We start from the raw sequence: 15875 nt of genomic DNA, 5'->3' as shown, positions 1-15875 counted from the left end.
GTAAGCATAATGGGGCGGGCGGCGCCGTCCTGCGCGGCACCGTCCGCGGCCCGGGCGTACATCCTCGCCTGTCATGACGCTGGCGGCATCATAGACTGTTTTGTGACGCGCCACCTTCCAAAACGTGGGCGCAACTTTCCCGTAGTCGACGGAAATACATATGGTTTATTGACAGCCACTGGTTCTTAAAGCGTGTTCCGCAGGAAGTGCGGAACAGAATGCACACGTTGCACAGAAATGAATTGGAGTTTTGATGTCAGCACACATCGGTGTCACCGGCCTTGCGGTGATGGGGGCCAACCTCGCCCGCAACCTGGCCCGGAACGGCTTCACCGTTGCCCTGCACAACAGGTCTGTTGAAAAGACTGACGCGCTGCTGGAAAAGCACGGACACGACGGCGACTTCGTGCGTACCGAAACCCTCCAGGAGCTTGTGGATTCGCTGGAAAAGCCCCGCCGCGTGCTGATCATGGTCAAGGCCGGCAAGCCGGTCGACTCCGTGATCGAGCAGCTCGAGCCCCTGCTGGAAGCCGGCGACATCATCATCGACGCCGGCAACTCGCACTACGAGGACACCCGCCGCCGCGAAGCCGCCCTGGCCAAGAAGGACCTGCACTTCGTAGGCATCGGTGTTTCCGGCGGTGAGGAAGGCGCCCTGAACGGCCCGTCCATCATGCCCGGCGGCTCCAAGGAGTCCTACGACGCCCTCGGACCGCTGCTGGAAAAGATCGCCGCAAACGTTGACGGCCAGCCCTGCTGCGCCTGGATCGGCACCGACGGTGCCGGCCACTTCGTCAAGATGGTCCACAACGGCATCGAATACGCCGACATGCAGGTTATCGGCGAAGCCTTCGACCTTCTCCGCTCGGGTGCCGGCATCGAACCGGCCGAGCAGTCCAAGATCTTCGCCGAGTGGAACAAGGGCGAGCTCGCCTCGTTCCTGATCGAAATCTCCGCCGAGGTCCTCGGCCACGTGGATACCCGCACCGGCAAGCCGTTCGTCGACGTCGTGGTGGACGCCGCAGGGCAGAAGGGCACGGGCCGCTGGACGGTTATCTCCGCACTCGAGCTGGGATCCCCGACGTCGGGCATTGCCGAATCCGTGTTCGCACGCGCTCTCTCGTCCCAGTCGGAACAGCGCAAGCTGGCCCAGGAACTCCTGGCCGGTGAAGAAATCGCCGTCGAGGTTCCGGAAACGTTCGTTGAGGACGTCCGCCAGGCGCTGTACGCCTCCAAGCTGGTTTCCTACGCCCAGGGCCTGGACATGCTGACCTCGGCTGCCAAGGAATACGGCTGGGACCTGAAGCTGGACGAGATCGCTTCCCTCTGGCGCGGCGGCTGCATCATCCGTGCGGAACTGCTGAAGGAAATCACCAAGGCCTACGCCGCGGACGAAAAGCCCGCCAACCTGCTGTTCGCACCGGCCTTCACCAAGGCCATCGCCGAGGTCCTGCCGGCATGGCGCCGCGTGGTGGCCACGGCTGTTCAGCTGGGCATCCCGGTACCGGTGTTCTCCTCGTCGCTGGCGTACTACGACGGCTTGCGCCGCAAGCGCCTGCCGGCCGCCGTGATCCAGGGCCAGCGCGACCTCTTCGGTGCGCACACCTACGGCCGTGTTGACGCCGAGGGCACGTTCCACACCCTGTGGGGCGAGGACAAGTCCGAAATCGAGGCAGTGGACACCCACTAGCTTCAAGCCACACCCTGCTCTGACCGCAACGGCCGGCGCTTCCCGGATACTCTGGGAGGTGCCGGCCGTTGCCGTTTGCGGACTGCTCTTTCGGTGGCCGCGGCTTCCAAGCGCCGCCTGTCCAATGATTGTCGTCTCCAAGGAGTGCAGCCCATGTCGCAGCCAGTCGCGTTTGTTACCGGTGCGTCCACCGGCATCGGCTTCGAGGCCGCCAAGAAGCTGAGTGGGCAGGGATTCACTGTCTACGCCGGCGCCCGCCGGGTCGAGAAGATGGAGCCGCTGAAGGCCCACGGCGTAAAGGTGCTGGCGCTGGATGTCACGGATGAGGCGTCCATGGCGGCGGCCGTGGGCGGAATCCTCGAGGCGCACGGCCGGATCGATGTCCTCGTGAACAACGCCGGCTACGGGTCCTACGGGTCGCTGGAAGAGGTGGACCTGGCTGAAGGCCGGCGGCAGTTCGACGTCAACGTCTTCGGCCTGGCGCGCATGACCCAGCTCGTGCTGCCCGCCATGCGGGCCGCCGCCCAGGGGAGGATCATCAATGTTTCCTCCATCGGCGGCAAGATGTACGAGCCTCTGGGCGCCTGGTATCACGCCACGAAGTTCGCCGTGGAGGGCCTGAGTGACTCCCTGCGCCTGGAGCTCAAGCCGCATGGCATCAAGGTGTCAATCATCGAACCGGCAGGCACGCAGACTGAATGGGGAGGCATCTCCGGCGAGAGCCTGCTGGAAACGTCCGGTCACGGCCCCTATCGGGACCAGGCGAAGATCGTCGCCGCGGCGCTGGCCTCCACCGAGGGTTCCACCATGTCAACGCACCCTGCCGTTATTGCCGATGCCATTGTCCATGCCGCAACGGCGGCCCGCCCGAAGACGCGCTACCCGGTGGGCAAGGGTGCGCGCGCCATCCTGACCCTGCGAAGGATCCTGCCGGACCGTGCGTTCGACGTAATCTTCTGGACTATCTACCAGCGGCTTGGCCGCTAGATCCGGTACTCGATGTAGTACTCGGCAGGGTCCACAGCCGGTTTGGTTTCGCGCTGGGCGTCCCGGTGGCGCCACGTTGCAGGAACCCCGGTGATGATGGATTCCGGCGGGGCGTCCTTGACCACGACGGCGTTGGCGCCCACTGCGCTGTCCCGTCCGATCGTGATGGGGCCCAGGACCTTGGCGCCCGCGCCGATGGTCACGCGGTCCCCGATGGTGGGGTGCCGCTTGACCTTCGCCAGCGAGCGTCCGCCCAGGGTGACGCCGTGATAGATCATGACGTCCTCACCGATCTCGGCCGTTTCACCGATGACCACGCCCATGCCGTGGTCGATGAAGAACCGCTTTCCGATCGTGGCTCCCGGGTGGATCTCAATCCCGGTCAGGAAGCGTGCCAGCTGCGAAATCAGCCGGGCCGGGAAGCGAAGCGAAGGATTCTGCCAGAGCTTGTGCGTCAGGCGGTGTGCCCAGATTGCGTGGAGGCCGGAGTAGGCAAAAAAGTTCTCAAAAGAACCTCGAGCCGCCGGGTCATGCGACCGGGCGGCGTCGAGGTCTTCCTTAAGTCTTGCGAAGAAGCTCACAAAGACCTTTCTACAGGAAACGGTGAGTGGCGGGCTAAGGCTTAGCCCCGGATGTCGTCATAGAGCACGGTGGAGATGTAACGCTCGCCGAAGTCGCAGACAACCGCGACGATGAGCTTGCCGGCATTCTCCGGGCGCTTGGCGAGTTCGAGGGCTCCCCAGACGATCGCACCCGAGGAAATGCCGCCGAGGATGCCTTCCTTGACGCCGAGGTCGCGGGCAACGCGGACGGAGTCCTCCAGGGTGGCGTCCAGGACTTCGTCGTAGACGTTGGTGTCGAGGATTTCGGGAATGAAGTTGGCGCCGATGCCCTGGATCTTGTGCGGGCCGGGAGCGCCGCCGTTCAGGATGGCGGAGTCCTTCGGTTCGATGGCAACGATCTGGACGTCCGGCTTGCGTTCCTTCAGGACCTGGCCGACGCCGGTGACGGTGCCGCCGGTGCCGATGCCGGCGACGAAGATGTCCACCTTGCCGTCGGTGTCGGACCAGATTTCCTCGGCGGTGGTGGTGCGGTGGATCTCCGGGTTGGCTTCGTTGGCGAACTGCTGGGCCCAGATGGAGTTCTCCGTGTTGGCCACGATCTCCTGGGCCTTCTCCACGGCGCCGCGCATGCCTTCGGAACCCGGGGTAAGCACGATCTCCGCGCCGAACGCGCGAAGCATGACACGGCGCTCGGTGGACATGGTCTCAGGCATGGTCAGGATGACTTTGTAGCCGCGGGCGGCACCCACCATGGCCAGGGCGATGCCCGTGTTGCCGGAGGTTCCTTCGACGATGGTTCCGCCGGGCTTGAGGGCGCCGGACTTCTCAGCCGCGTCCACAATGGCCACACCGATACGGTCCTTGACGCTGTTGGCCGGGTTGTAGAACTCGAGCTTGACCGCCACCTGGGCGTCGAGGCCCTCTGTCAGCCGGTTGAGCCTGACCAGCGGAGTGCCGCCGACAAGCTGGGTGACGTCGTCGTAGATCCGTGCCATGTATTTGTGCCTATCTCTGAAGAGTTCTCTGAACAGCGAATACTGAGGTCAGCCTAACGAGGGCGGCCGGAGCCTAGCTAAGCATTAAGCCATGCAGAGTAATATTTCCTTGCCTTTGCCAGCTTGGGGTTGATGATCACCTGGCAGTAGCCCTGTTCCGGATGCTTGCCGTAGTAGTTCTGGTGGAAATCCTCGGCCACATGGAACACGGGCAGCCTGCTGACCTCGGTGACGATCGGATGCGCCCACAGCGCCTGGTTCCGTTCGATCGCCTCCTCGAAAAGGATCTTTTCCTCCGTGGTCTCGTAAAACATCGACGAGCGGTACTGGGTGCCGACGTCGTATCCCTGGCGGTTGAGTGTGGTGGGATCGTGCAGGGCGAAGAACATGTCCAGGATGACCTCGGCCGGGATCACGTCTTCATCAAAGCTCACGGCCACAACTTCGGCGTGGCCTGTGGTGCCCGAGCAGACCGAGTAGTAGTCCGGATGGCGGTCGTGGCCGCCGGTATAGCCGGAAATGACCGCCGTAACACCTTTGGTCTGTTGGTAGACGGCGTCAAGGCACCAGAAGCAGCCTCCGCCAAGCACAAAAGTTTTCATGTCCTCTTCAATGGTTGAAGCGCCCTGATGATTCCCCAACCACCTTACGAGACTGTTGCGCGTGCGGGCGAAGACGGCGAATAGGGTAAAAATGAGGGTATGGAACCTGTGAACACCGACGTTGCAGAAGACGCCCGCACCGCTGCTGATCCGGCCGGTGCTGAGTCTGACGCTGCCGAGCCCTCGGATGCCCCCGCACTGGGCGAGATCCTGCTGGCCGTCGAAGAACTCTGGCCCGAGTCCCTCGCCGAGGAGTGGGACGAGGTGGGCCTCGTCGCAGGCCATCCCTCAGCAGCGGTCAGCAGAATCATGTTCGCCGTCGATCCCACCCTTGACGTCATTGAGGAAGCCATCGAATGGGGCGCTGACCTGCTGATCACGCACCACCCGTTGTTGCTCAAGGGAGTCACTTCCGTCGCGGCCACGACGGCCAAGGGCAAAGCCGTCCACCGCCTGATCGAATCCGGTACAGCGCTCCTCACTGTCCATACCAACGGTGACTCCGCGGTTGGGGGCGTGTCCGATGTCCTGGCGGATGCCCTGGGCCTCCAAGATGTTGTGCCGTTGACTCCGGCCACGAACGGCCTGCCGGAAGAAGGCATTGGCCGCGTTGGCGACCTTGAAGACGTCATGACGCTCGGGGACTTTGCAGCTCGCGTATACGGCATCCTGCCCTCCGTCGCCGGTGGCGTCAGGGTCTCCGGGGACAAGGACGGCCTGGTGCGCCGCGTCGCAGTGTGCGGCGGCGCGGGGGACTCCCTGTTCAACGAGGTCCGGGCGAGCAACGCTGACCTTTTCGTGACCGCGGACCTCCGCCACCACCCGGCGTCCGAGGCGCGTGAGAATGCCGTGAATGACAGGCCGTACCTCATCGACGTTTCCCACTTCGCCAGCGAGTGGCTGTGGCTGCCGGCGGCGGCCGAGGCATTGGGAAACGTCCTCAACGACCAGGGCCACGACGTCGACATCCGGGTCAGCACCACCAACAGTGATCCGTGGGACTTCATTCTGACTCCGGGCGGGGACTAGAGTCTAAACTGCGCCGGTCCGGTGCCCGGCTGCGGCCGGTGGGAACAAGCGGAGGTAATAGTGGCCAAGGCAGCACCGGCAGAACAGTTGAAATTGCTCGAACTGCAGGGACTCGACGCCAGGCTCAAATCGCTGTCCAACCGCCGCCACACCCTCGAGAACGATCCCCGGATCAGTGACCTGCAGGCTGCGCTGTCCGTGGCCAATGGTGAACTCGGTGCCGCGAAAATGGCGGTCCACGACGCCGAAGCCGAGCTCAAGCGCTCGGAAGCCGATGTGGAGCAGGTGGCGTCCAGGATCGAACGCGATGAAGCGCGCCTGAACAGCGGCACCGGCCTGTCCAAGGACCTGGTTGCCCTGCAAAGCGACATTGCCTCGCTCAACAAGCGGCGCTCGGCCCTTGAAGATGTGGAGCTCGAGGTCATGGAACGGCTGGAGGGGCTTCGTGAACGCCAGGCGGCGCAGCAGAAGATCGTGGACGACGTCCAGGGATCCTTCGGCGGGATCCGTGCGGAGCTTGACGCCGCCCTGGCGGAGATTGCCGCCGAGGCCGCCGAAGTGGGCGCCGCGCGTGCGGAGTTTGCCGCCGGCCTTGATGCCGGGCTGCTGGCCGTTTATGACAAGACGCTGGCCAGGCGCGGAGTCGGGGCGGCGCGGCTTTTCCACGGCAAGTCCGAAGGTTCGGGGATGCAGCTGAGCCCCGGCGACCTTGCCGAGATCAAGGCAGCGGCCGAGGATGACATCGTGTTTTGCCCGGACTCCGGCTGCATCCTGGTCCGCTCCTCGGAATGGGCCTAGGCGCCGAGAATGATGTTGAGGGCGTGCGCTTTGCGTGGAGTGCCCTCGACCAGCTCGGCTTCCCACTTTTCGCGGGCCGCCTTGAGCAGCTGAGCGGGGGTCCGGGGAGCGGCACCCCGGCGCGTCAGCAGGTGGCGGGCCAGCTCGCCGCGCGTGTGCTTGGCGAAGTGGCTGACCACCTTGCGCACGCCGTTCACTTCCGTGAACACGTTGACGGCGACGGTCTGCGCCGGCGGGGGAGTCCAGGCCGCAGAATATGTGCTGGAGCGGCAGTCCACCAGAAGCGCCCCTTCGGTTGCGGCTGCCAGCGCCGCCGAAATCTGCGGCTTCCAGAATGAAGCCAGGCGGCCGACGTCGGGCAGTGACGTTCCCATCGACAGCCGGTAGGCAGGCACCCGGTCAGCAAAGCGGATGGCTCCCCAGAGGGCGGAGATGACCAGCACCGATTCATCCGCCTTCCGGCGCTGCGCCGCCGTCAGCGACTGGTAGCCGAGCGCGTCGTACAGGACGCCGGAATAGACCTGGTGCGCCGGCGCCGCCGGTTCCGTGTGCAGCCGGGTGTTGCGTTCGACGTCGGCACTGAGCGAGGCCCCGACGCCCAGCAGGGCGAGGGCGTCGCGGTGGGCACTGACGTCGCCCAGTGCTTCCAGCACCTTCGCCCGGTAAGTGTTCAACACCGGAAAGCTCAGGGCGGTCCAGTCGACGGCTTCACCATGGACAGCGGGGGTCTTGCCTTCAGACGGCGGCAGCAGAATCAGCACCGTACGATCTTACCGGCGCGGGGCAGCGGAGTGATGGGCCGGCGGTCAGGCCAGGTTCCGACCCAGGAACGAGATGACATCCGGCAGGATGGAGCGCCAGTAGCCGCTGTCGTGGCCGCCGTCCTGGAAGCCACCCTCATGCTCCCCGGGCAGGCCGCTTACGTAGTCCTTGACGCTGTAAAGCAGGTTGTCACCGGTGCCGCAGTCGATCCTCTTGGGCAACATTTCCAGTTCCGGCCTGAGCGCGAAGATGTCGTTGGCCTCGAAGTCCGCGGCGTTGTCAAAGTTGTCCGCCCGCCCGGCGTCGTGCATGCTCCAGACTGCCGGGCTCATCGCTGCGACGGCCCGGAGGCCGGGAATCCGGTGCCGGGAGGCGAGGAGAAGGGCGCCAAAGCCGCCCATCGACAGGCCGAACACGGCGGTCCTGCCGGTGTCCAGGCCCTGGCTTGCCAGCAAGGGCAGGAACTCCTCCACCACCATGGACTGCGTCTCCGTGCCCGTTGCGCGCGGGTGCCACCAGCTTTCGCCGCCATCGACGGCCGCGATCGCGAAACGCGACCCGCCGCGGGCCACATGCTGTGCCAGGAACCGGTCAGCCTGCAGGTCGTCGAAAACCATCCGGTGGTCCGCGCCCGTACCGTGCAGGAAGAGCGCCACGGGGAGGGGGCGCTGACCGCTGTCGGCGCCGCCGGCCGGAATCGCCACGGACCAGTTCGTTCCCGTGTCCGGGCGGAACCTCGACGTGAAGGATCCACTGCGAACTTCCCCGGTCGAAGCCGTGAGGCCGTCGGCGACCGGCGCACATGCGGCCAGCACCGCGGCAGTCACACCGCCGGCTCCGAGTTCCAGCAGCCGCCGGCGTCCGAGCGTCGCAAATTCCATAAGCCGATCATAGGCGTGAAGGCCCCCCCACCGGCCCGCAGCTCAGGCCGCCTTGATCGGCGGTTTGGCGGCGGCCGTCGCGGCCTGGTTTTCGCGGGCGAGGAAGGCAGACAGTTCGCCGATCGTACTCATCAGCGGCGCGGGGAAGACAACCGTGGAGTTCTTGTCCACCGCGATTTCGACCAGGGACTGCAGGTTCCGCAGCTGCAGGGCCAGCGGGTGGGCCATCATGGTGTCCGACGCGTCGCCGAGGGCAGCGGCTGCGATGGCTTCGCCTTCCGCGGCGATGATCTTCGCCCGCTTTTCCCGCTCGGCCTCGGCCTGGCGGGCCATTGCGCGCTTCATGCTCTCGGGCAGTTGGATGTCCTTCAGTTCCACCAGGGTCACCTCGACACCCCACGCCAACGTCAGGGCATCGAGGATTTCCCGGATATCGCTATTGATGCGCTCGGTTTCTGACAACGTCTGGTCCAGGCTGTGCCTGCCGACTACCTTCCGCAACGTGGTCTGCGCGATCTGGTCGATGGCGGCCGCCACGTTCTCGATGGCCACGACCGATTTCACGGCATCGACCACGCGGTAGTAAGCCACGGCGGAAATGTCGACGCTCACGTTGTCCTGGGTGATGATTCCCTGCGACTGGATCGGCATGGTCACGATCCGCAGGCTGACCAACGGGAGGCGGTCGACGACCGGGATGATGAACCGCAGGCCCGGGAGTCTAATGCCAATAACTCTGCCCAGCCGGAAGAGCACCCCCTGCTCGTACTGCCGCACGATCCGGATGGACATCTTCAGGAAGATGAACAGCAGCACTGCGACGGCGATGGCGATGTACGTACCGGTGGGGTCCATCAGGATCCCCTCTTTTCTTGCATGAGTTGACCTTGTCCAATTGTCCCACTTTGGCGCCCGAAACGTCCCGCCGGGCGCCCGCAGGACGTCCCGCACGCCGGGCGCCGGTGCAGCACGTAGAATGAAATGCGGATGGGTTGACCAGGCGGCCGCGCGTCACGCAAGTGGCTCGAGGAACGTCCGGGCTCCGCAGAGCAGGGTGGTGGGTAACGCCCACTCGGGGCAACCCGCAGGCCAGTGCCACAGAGAATAGACCGCCTGCGTCGCGCCGGTTTGAAAGCGGCACGAAGCAGGTAAGGGTGAAACGGTGGTGTAAGAGACCACCAGCTTCCCGGGTGACCGGGAAGGCTAGGTAAACCCCACCCGGAGCAAGGCCAGACAGGGCACGTTCGAGGGCTGCTCGCCCGAGTGTCCGGGTAGGCCGCTGGAGGGCGTCGGCAACGGCGTTCGTAGATGGATGGCCGCTACTTCCGCACCGGTAACGGAGCGGGAACACAGAACCCGGCGTATCGGTCAACCCATCCATCACCGCTTTCGGGCACGTCTCCCGTCGCCGGCATGTGAGTGACTTCACGCTTTGCGGGGCAGTACTGGCGGCGCCGCCACCCTAGAATGGATAGCGAACGTAGAAGTTCTTCCGCCGGGTCTGCGTTCGCAGCCGGCGGTTTTTCTTTGCGATTCTCCAAGGTGTCCGGGGTGGACCGAATCCCCGCCGATGCCTGTGCCCCGGAATACCTCCGGTGGCCGACATCCGCATACGAGGACGTATGTGGTTGACCCAAGGAAGGTATTTCTGTGAGCCAGACGTCAGATTCTTGTCTTGATACGTGGATGGGCCGTGAGGCACTTGCCGAGGCCATGATCCCGGTGATCGGCCGGCTGTACCGCGAGAACAACGTGGTGACTTCCATCCACGGCCGCAGCCTGATCAACAAGTCCACCATGAACATCCTGAAGGCGCACCGCTTTGCGCGCCGGATGAGCAAGGACGAGCTGCTCCTGGAAGAGACGGCCCCGCTGCTGGATGCCCTCGCCGGGCTGGATCTGGGTGCTGCGGCAATCGACATCGCCCGCCTGAACCAGAAGTTCAAGGCCGAGGCGAACGGTGCGAGCCTTGAAGAGTTCCTGCGGGCCGAACTCGCGGACGTCGTGGGGAAGCGTGGCGGCGACGACCGCACCAGCACCGACGTCGTGCTCTACGGCTTTGGCCGCATCGGCCGCCTGCTGGCGCGCCTCCTCATCGAAAAGGCCGGTGGCGGTCACGGACTCCGTCTCCGCGCGATTGTGGTCCGCCGCGGCTCGGACAACGACCTTGCCAAGCGCGCCAGCCTGCTGCGCCGGGACTCCGTTCACGGATCGTTCGAGGGCACCATCAAGGTGGACACCGAGAACAACACCATCACGGCCAACGGTGTCCAGGTCCAGGTCATCTACTCGGACAACCCCTCCACCGTGGATTACACGGCCTATGGCATCAAGGACGCCCTCGTGGTGGACAACACGGGACGCTGGCGCGACGCCGAAGGCCTGTCCCAGCACCTCCTGAGCAAGGGTGTCTCCCGTGTCCTGCTCACGGCACCGGGCAAGGGCGAGCTGAAGAACATCGTCCACGGCATCAACCACGGCACCATCCTGGACTCGGACAAGATCGTCACCGCGGCGTCCTGCACCACCAACGCCATCACCCCGGTCCTGAAGGCCATCAACGACAAGTTCGGCGTGGTCCACGGCCACGTCGAGACGGTCCACTCCTTCACCAACGACCAGAACCTGATCGACAACTTCCACAAGGGCGACCGCCGCGGCCGCTCCGCCGCGCTGAACATGGTGATCACCGAAACAGGTGCCGCCAAAGCAGTTGCCAAGGCGCTGCCCGAACTCCTCGGCAAGCTCACCGGCAGCTCCATCCGCGTCCCCACCCCGGACGTGTCGCTGGCCATCCTGAACCTGAGCCTGGAGCAGGGCACCACCAAGGACGAGGTCAACGACTACCTGCGTCAGATGTCCCTGCACTCCGAGCTGCGCAAGCAGATCGACTACATTGATTCCCCCGAGGTCGTTTCCACGGACTTCGTCGGTTCGCGCCGTGCAGGCATTGTTGACGGCCTGGCCACGATCTCCAACGACAAGAACCTGGTCCTCTATGTCTGGTACGACAACGAGTTCGGCTACAGCTGCCAGGTGGTCCGCGTGATGGAGGAAATGGCCGGCGTCAACCCGCCGTCGTTCCCGGTCAAGGAACCGGCCGCGGCGCTGGCGGCAATCTCGGTCTAGGGGCCCGGACGGGTCCGGGTCTGAGGTTTCCCGGCCGATGCTCTGGCATCGGCCGGGAAACGGACCCAAAATGGTGTCATGGAACACGAATCGACTCTCGAACATGAAACCACCCTCGAACACGCCCTCGACGTAGCACGGCAGAACCACAAGGAAGCTACCCGCCTCCTTGAACAGGCGCGCGTGGCGCATGCCGCGGGAGAGATTCCCGATAGCAGGATCAAACAGCTTGAGGAGCTGCTTGACCTTGCCACCGTAGACCTGAAGCGTGTGATGAAGGAGCAGTAACTGCCCCTCCACACTGTGGATATCGGCCGCGTTGTCAGTGGCCGCGCCTAAGCTCGTCCGGTGCGTAGGAATCATCATCGGGCTCTGCGACCATGACCATCAGCTGGGCGGCCTATCGCCGTGCGCAGCGCCGCTCCCGCCAGGCCTGGGCCGTGCTGATCGTGCTGGCCGTAGGGCTGGTCTCCGCGGTGTGCTGGTTTTTCACCGCAGGCCAGTTTGCCGTGGCGGAGCCGCCAGTCACCGGTCCCAGCACTGCTCCCGTGCTGGACCCGGCGTGGATGAAAGCAGTTCCGCCCGTCCGCCCCGTACCGGAAGGACGTGCGGCTGATGTGCTGGAATCGCTCGAGGTGAAAGGGCGGGCGGCCAACGACAACTACGAGCGCACCGCGTTCGGCCAGGCCTGGCTGGATGTGGACCGCAACGGCTGCGACACCCGCAATGACATCCTCCGGCGGGACCTGGGCGGCGCGCAGTTCACCGAGGGCTCCCGGTGCCGTGTGGCACGTGGGGAACTCCATGAGCCATACACCGGAGCGGTGGTGACCTTCACCAGGGGAGCGGAGAGCAGCAAAGCAGTCCAGATTGACCACGTCGTGGCTCTGGGCGACGCGTGGCAGAAGGGGGCCCAGCAATTGACGCCGCTACAGCGCCAAAACCTCGCCAACGATCCTCTCAACCTCGTGGCCGCAGACGGTCCCGCCAACCAGGAAAAGAGCGCCTCGGACGCAGCAAGCTGGCTGCCGAAAAACAAGGCCTTCAGGTGCCATTACGTAGCCCGCCAGATCTCAGTGAAAGCGGCCTATGCGCTGTGGGTGACCCAGACCGAAAAGGATGCCATGAAACGTGTCCTGGCGTCGTGCCCGCAGCAGCAGACCCTTATTCCGCGGTAGCGGCGGGCAGTGTGGGTCAGTGCCCGATTAAAGTCAGTGCCCGAACGGGTCGGGGTCGACGCCGGGCATCCACGTCAGGCCGGGAATACCCCAGCCGCTCCGCTTGGCCTGCTTCATGGCCTTGCGGGCGTATCGGTCCATCAGCCGGTTCACGTAGAGCTTGCCGTCCAAGTGGTCGTATTCGTGCTGGATGATCCGGGCGAACCAGTCAGTGGCCTCGAAGTCCACCGGATTTCCGTCACCGTCGAACCCCTGCACCCGCGCCCACTCCGCGCGCTTGAGCGGGTACTGGCCGCCGGGGAAGGACAGGCAGCCCTCCACTTCCTCATCAGGGTCCGGAAGTGCGCCGGAAACCTTGGACAGCGTCAGGACCGGGTTCACCACGACGCCCGCAGGGGGCACGCCGTCGTCGTTGGCGAACTTGTACACAAAGAGGCGCTTGCCAACGCCCACCTGGGGGGCGGCGAGCCCCACGCCGTTGGCGGCGTCGTTCGTTTCGAACATGTCGGCGATAAGGGTGCGGAGTTCGTCGTCGAAGACTTCCACTTCGGCGGCCCGGCGGTGGAGAACCGGCTCGCCCCAAATGGTGATCGGCAGAACGGTCATGTCAGGTGGTTCCTTTTGATGCAGTGCGGAAACAAGTAAAGGCCGCACCGGATAACCGGTGCGGCCTTTAGGTAAGGGCGAAAATCCTGCCCTTCATGAGGGTGAGCTACGGGGGTTGAACCCGCGACCTCCTGGACCACAACCAGGCGCTCTGCCAACTGAGCTAAGCCCACCATGTGCCCCGCGAGACCGTCCGGGTTACCGGCTGTCTTGGAAGGCAACGTCATATAGCTTACCTGCTCCGCGGGGCTGTTTTAGCCACTTTTGCCGGTTTCGGGAAAATTTCCTTCAAACGTGGCGCAGATTACTTTTCTGACGCCTCTGCAAGGGGCTCGGCGGAGGCCATGACGGACTTCGAAATACGCTGCGCGGTGGCACTGTCCGGTCCCGGGGCCGGGACGAAAACTGCTTCACGGTAGTAACGCAGCTCATCGATTGAATCTTTGATGTCTCCGAGGGCGCGGTGCCCGCCGTGCTTGGCCGGGGCCTGGAAGTATGCCCGCGCGAACCAGCGGCGTGACAGTTCCTTGATGGTGCTGACATCAATGACCCGGTAATGCAGGTGCTCCACCACGGCAGGCATGTCCCGGGCGAGGAAGACGCGGTCCGTGCCCACGGAATTGCCGCCCAGCGGAGCCTTGCGCGGATCCGGAACCCATTTCGCGATGTATTCCATGATCACGGCTTCGGCCTCTGCCATCGTCTTGCCGTGGGGAAGCTCTTCGAGAAGCCCGGAACGGGTGTGCATGTCGCGGACGAAATCGTTCATCTGGGCGAGCGCAGCGTCGTCCGGCCGGATGACGACGTCAACGCCGTCTCCCAGGATGTTGAGTTCGGAGTCCGTCACCAGTGCGGCCACCTCAATAAGGGCGTCGTTCTTGATGTCCAGGCCGGTCATCTCGCAGTCGATCCAGACAATGCGTTCGTTAGTAATAGGCACCCGACCAGCCTACCGTTCCGCTGCCACGGAGCTGCCCGGTGCTAGGATTTCGATACGTGGCGGTGCCCTCTTTTCGCTGCCGCGGCCCCACCCCCGCCGGCCTGTCCGGCTTCTAGCGGGTGAATAATGCCCCACAACAGATTGGACGATCCTGAGATGACGGCGCGTGTGCCTGCGGCGGGAAATGTGGCTGCCGGTCCGTCACCGGAGCCGGCCGCGGCTGAAGTGGACAACGCCCTCTCGCCGCTCCTCTCGGGGTTCGCCGGCTCGATGTTCATGGCGATCGGCTCGTTGGGCGTCGGCTGGCTCGCGCCCGTCTCTGAGCTTCGCCGCCTGCCGCTGTTCATCTGGATGCGCACCGAAGCGGTAGGGGTGGCACTGTCCATCGTGCTGCTGGCCGTGGGCGGCATGCTCCTGGTGCGGGCCTGGCTTCGCCTTGGCCAGCGTGTCCGCGTCTGGGGGGCCGGTGCACGAAAGGCCACCCTGCAGGCTGTGGCACTGTGGGGGCTGCCCATGATGTTCTCCGTCCCGCTCTTCAGCCGTGACGTCTACGCCTACATCGGGCAGGGCCGCCTGATGGTTGAAGGCTTCAATCCCTACGAAAACGGGATTTCGGCACTCTCCAACTATTTCCAACTCGGGGCCGACAAGATGTGGACCGAGGCACCCGTTCCCTACGGGCAGTTGTTCCTGTGGATCGAACAACTGGTGGTGTGGTCCACCAACGTGCAGCCCGAGGCGAGCATCATGCTCTTCCGCGTTGCCGCCCTGGTGGGCGTGGTGCTGTGCATTGTGTATGTTCCCAAACTGGCGGAGCTGCACGGCGTGAATCCGCACCGCGCACTGTGGCTCACGGCAGCCAATCCGCTGTTCCTGACCAACTTCATCGCCAGTGTCCATAACGATGCACTCATGATCGGGCTGGCACTGGCCGGACTTTATTACTGCGCCACCAAACGCGTGGTGCTCGGGCTGGTCCTCGTGACGCTGTCGATCTCCGTCAAGCCGATCACTATCGTGTTCCTGCCGTTTATCGGACTTCTGTGGGCGGGAAAGAACGCCGGCTGGCTGCGGAAGTTCGTTTTCTGGGGACTCACTGCCGGCATCAGCCTGGCGATGCTGTACGCCATGAGCCTGGTGAACGGCTTTGGCTTCGGCTGGGTGAACGGACTGTCCGCGCCGGGAAGCATCTGGATCTGGTACGCGCCGGTGGGCCTGCTGGGCCTTGTGGTGGCCTCCATCTCGAACGCCTTCGGGCTGGACGGTTGGGGACTGGCCAAATGGGTTTACGACGCCGGCAAGCTGCTGGCTGTCGGAATTGTTGCCTGGCAGATCTTCCGCGGCGACCACGACCGCCTGATGCGCCGCCTCACCCTGGGGTTCGCGGCCGTGGTCCTGCTCGCCCCCATGATCCAGTCCTGGTACGTTGTATGGCTCATCCCGCTGTTCGCCGTCACAGGCATCCGGGATGACTGGCAGGTAAAGGCTCTCTACTTCATCGTGTCCTTCTTTATGGTCTACGCCATCTCGGACCAGCTCGAAGTCTTCCCCTACCTGCAGACGGAGGACCTGGGCCTTCCCCTGGCCCTGGCGCGCAACGCCGCGGCCATCATCGCCCTGCTTTTCGCGCTGTACCTGATCTTCCTGGATCCCAAAACGAAGCAGTTGTTCAGCAAGCCGGATGAGCCGGTAACCACCCGCCCGGTTATCTGACG

Annotated in this window: 16 protein-coding genes, 1 tRNA gene and 1 other RNA gene; 9 read left to right on the top strand and 9 right to left on the bottom strand. The window is 64.4% G+C overall.

Annotation, left to right across the window (positions count from 1 at the left end):
• Positions 1 to 253: 253 nt before the first annotated feature.
• Together gndA and ASF98_RS16135 are read left to right on the top strand one after the other, a co-directional pair.
• Positions 254 to 1690 (top strand): NADP-dependent phosphogluconate dehydrogenase, encoded by a 1437-nt coding sequence (gene gndA, locus ASF98_RS16140; protein WP_055803668.1) that lies wholly within the window; start codon positions 254 to 256, stop codon positions 1688 to 1690.
• Between the two features lie 153 nt (positions 1691 to 1843).
• Positions 1844 to 2677, top strand: coding sequence for an oxidoreductase (locus tag ASF98_RS16135; RefSeq protein ID WP_055803665.1), 834 nt, complete (start codon positions 1844 to 1846; stop codon positions 2675 to 2677).
• Here the strand turns inward: ASF98_RS16135 and epsC are convergent.
• The 3 genes from epsC to msrA all read right to left on the bottom strand — a co-directional run bounded on the left by epsC (position 2674) and on the right by msrA (position 4837).
• Positions 2674 to 3258, bottom strand: coding sequence for a serine O-acetyltransferase EpsC (epsC, locus tag ASF98_RS16130; protein ID WP_055803662.1), 585 nt, complete (start codon positions 3256 to 3258; stop codon positions 2674 to 2676). The two genes, ASF98_RS16135 and epsC, sit on opposite strands and share 4 nt — an antisense overlap.
• 41 nt (positions 3259 to 3299) lie before the next feature.
• Positions 3300 to 4235 (bottom strand): cysteine synthase A, encoded by a 936-nt coding sequence (gene cysK / locus ASF98_RS16125; protein ID WP_011692288.1) that lies wholly within the window; start codon positions 4233 to 4235, stop codon positions 3300 to 3302.
• Between the two features lie 77 nt (positions 4236 to 4312).
• Positions 4313 to 4837 carry a peptide-methionine (S)-S-oxide reductase MsrA gene (gene msrA / locus ASF98_RS16120; protein ID WP_055803659.1) on the bottom strand — a complete coding sequence of 175 codons (525 nt, stop codon included), beginning with the start codon at positions 4835 to 4837 and terminating at the stop codon, positions 4313 to 4315.
• 99 nt (positions 4838 to 4936) lie between these two features.
• On the opposite strand from msrA, the gene ASF98_RS16115 reads away from it, so the two are divergent.
• Together ASF98_RS16115 and ASF98_RS16110 are read left to right on the top strand one after the other, a co-directional pair.
• Positions 4937 to 5866 (top strand): Nif3-like dinuclear metal center hexameric protein, encoded by a 930-nt coding sequence (locus tag ASF98_RS16115; protein WP_156372432.1) that lies wholly within the window; start codon positions 4937 to 4939, stop codon positions 5864 to 5866.
• A 60-nt stretch (positions 5867 to 5926) separates the two neighbouring features.
• A complete protein-coding gene (locus tag ASF98_RS16110; protein ID WP_055803656.1) occupies positions 5927 to 6664 on the top strand; it encodes a zinc ribbon domain-containing protein in 738 nt (245 codons plus the stop codon).
• Here ASF98_RS16110 and ASF98_RS16105 read toward each other — a convergent pair.
• The 3 genes from ASF98_RS16105 to ASF98_RS16095 are packed head-to-tail and all read right to left on the bottom strand — an operon-like array spanning position 6661 to position 9162.
• On the bottom strand, positions 6661 to 7425 hold the full coding sequence (locus ASF98_RS16105; RefSeq protein WP_055803654.1) for a YaaA family protein: 765 nt from the start codon (positions 7423 to 7425) through the stop codon (positions 6661 to 6663). The genes ASF98_RS16110 and ASF98_RS16105 overlap by 4 nt on opposite strands.
• Positions 7426 to 7470: 45 nt before the next feature.
• Positions 7471 to 8307, bottom strand: a complete 837-nt coding sequence (locus tag ASF98_RS16100) for an alpha/beta hydrolase (RefSeq protein ID WP_055803651.1) — start codon at positions 8305 to 8307, stop codon at positions 7471 to 7473.
• 42 nt (positions 8308 to 8349) lie between these two features.
• Positions 8350 to 9162, bottom strand: coding sequence for a slipin family protein (locus ASF98_RS16095; RefSeq protein WP_055803649.1), 813 nt, complete (start codon positions 9160 to 9162; stop codon positions 8350 to 8352).
• Positions 9163 to 9295: 133 nt separating this feature from the next.
• Between ASF98_RS16095 and rnpB the strand changes: the two genes are divergently transcribed.
• The 4 genes from rnpB (at position 9296) to ASF98_RS16080 (ending at position 12614) form a co-directional block, all read left to right on the top strand.
• Positions 9296 to 9687: RNase P RNA component class A (gene rnpB / locus ASF98_RS16220), an RNA gene on the top strand.
• A 270-nt stretch (positions 9688 to 9957) separates the two neighbouring features.
• Complete coding sequence (locus ASF98_RS16090; protein ID WP_082506887.1) at positions 9958 to 11436, top strand: glyceraldehyde-3-phosphate dehydrogenase; 1479 nt, start codon at positions 9958 to 9960, stop codon at positions 11434 to 11436.
• 78 nt (positions 11437 to 11514) lie between these two features.
• Complete coding sequence (locus ASF98_RS16085) at positions 11515 to 11724, top strand: hypothetical protein (RefSeq protein ID WP_028268959.1); 210 nt, start codon at positions 11515 to 11517, stop codon at positions 11722 to 11724.
• 92 nt (positions 11725 to 11816) lie between these two features.
• Positions 11817 to 12614 carry an HNH endonuclease family protein gene (locus ASF98_RS16080; protein WP_055803644.1) on the top strand — a complete coding sequence of 266 codons (798 nt, stop codon included), beginning with the start codon at positions 11817 to 11819 and terminating at the stop codon, positions 12612 to 12614.
• A gap of 33 nt (positions 12615 to 12647) precedes the next feature.
• Here the strand turns inward: ASF98_RS16080 and def are convergent, their stop codons facing one another.
• The 3 genes from def to orn form a co-directional block, all read right to left on the bottom strand.
• Positions 12648 to 13220, bottom strand: a complete 573-nt coding sequence (def, locus tag ASF98_RS16075) for a peptide deformylase (RefSeq protein WP_055803642.1) — start codon at positions 13218 to 13220, stop codon at positions 12648 to 12650.
• Positions 13221 to 13320: 100 nt separating this feature from the next.
• Positions 13321 to 13393: transfer RNA gene (locus ASF98_RS16070), tRNA-His, on the bottom strand.
• A gap of 131 nt (positions 13394 to 13524) precedes the next feature.
• Positions 13525 to 14160: an oligoribonuclease gene (orn, locus tag ASF98_RS16065; protein ID WP_082506886.1), complete on the bottom strand. Its 636-nt coding sequence runs from the start codon at positions 14158 to 14160 to the stop codon at positions 13525 to 13527.
• A gap of 156 nt (positions 14161 to 14316) precedes the next feature.
• Between orn and mptB the strand changes: the two genes are divergently transcribed.
• Positions 14317 to 15873: a polyprenol phosphomannose-dependent alpha 1,6 mannosyltransferase MptB gene (mptB, locus tag ASF98_RS16060; RefSeq protein ID WP_200939388.1), complete on the top strand. Its 1557-nt coding sequence runs from the start codon at positions 14317 to 14319 to the stop codon at positions 15871 to 15873.
• Positions 15874 to 15875 lie beyond the last annotated feature (2 nt).

The organism is Arthrobacter sp. Leaf337 (assembly GCF_001423745.1).
Taxonomy (GTDB): Bacteria; Actinomycetota; Actinomycetes; order Actinomycetales; family Micrococcaceae; genus Arthrobacter.
The sequence above is the reverse complement of the archived record's forward strand: the minus strand, read 5'-3'. Positions and strand labels throughout refer to the sequence as shown.